This is a genomic window from Halolamina salina (assembly GCF_042678005.1).
Lineage (GTDB): Archaea > Halobacteriota > Halobacteria > Halobacteriales > Haloferacaceae > Halolamina > Halolamina salina.
Map to the genome: position 1 here is coordinate 1 of NZ_JBHUDH010000072.1, position 611 is coordinate 611.

General features: G+C 73.5%; 1 protein-coding gene. It reads left to right on the forward strand.

Annotated elements, in window-relative coordinates:
* Window positions 1–29 precede the first annotated feature (29 nt).
* The coding region (locus tag ACFR9S_RS07800; RefSeq protein ID WP_379818381.1) for an adenosylcobinamide-GDP ribazoletransferase at window positions 30–611 on the forward strand (582 nt) is incomplete at its 3' end.

Genomic DNA, 611 nt, shown 5'->3' on the forward strand with positions numbered 1-611 from the left:
GTCCTCGCCGGCCGGCTGGGGGGTGGCGCGTGGCTCTGAGCGCGCTCCGAGGGGCGGTCCGCTTCCTGACCCGGCTCCCAGTTGGCGGCGACGCTGGTGACTGGCGGGCAGTCACGGAAGCGCCGTGGACGTTCCCGGCGGTCGGCGTCGGAACAGGGCTACTCCTCGCGGTTCCCGTGGTCGCGCTGGGCGGGCGATCGCTCCCGCTGCTCGCGGCTGTCGGCTACCTCGGTCTCTGGATTGGACTGTCGGGGATCACCCACCTCGACGGCGTCGCCGACCTCGGCGACGCGGCAGTCGTCCACGGCGACGCCGACGAGCGCGTCGCCGTCCTGAAGGACAGCGAGGTCGGCGTCGGCGCCGTCGTCGCGCTGCTGCTCGCGACGCTCGGAACTGCACTGGCGGTCGCATCAGTCGCCGATAGTTTCCGCCTGCTCGTCGTCGGCACGATCGTCGGCGCTGAGGTGGGTGCGAAAGCCGCGATGGCGGCGCTGGCCTGCCTCGCGACGGCGCGCCACGAGGGGCTGGGCGCACAGTTCACCGAGTCGAACGGGCCGCAGGATCTCCTCCCGGTCGCGCTGGTGCTCGGGGCGACCGCCGGAGGCGTGTGG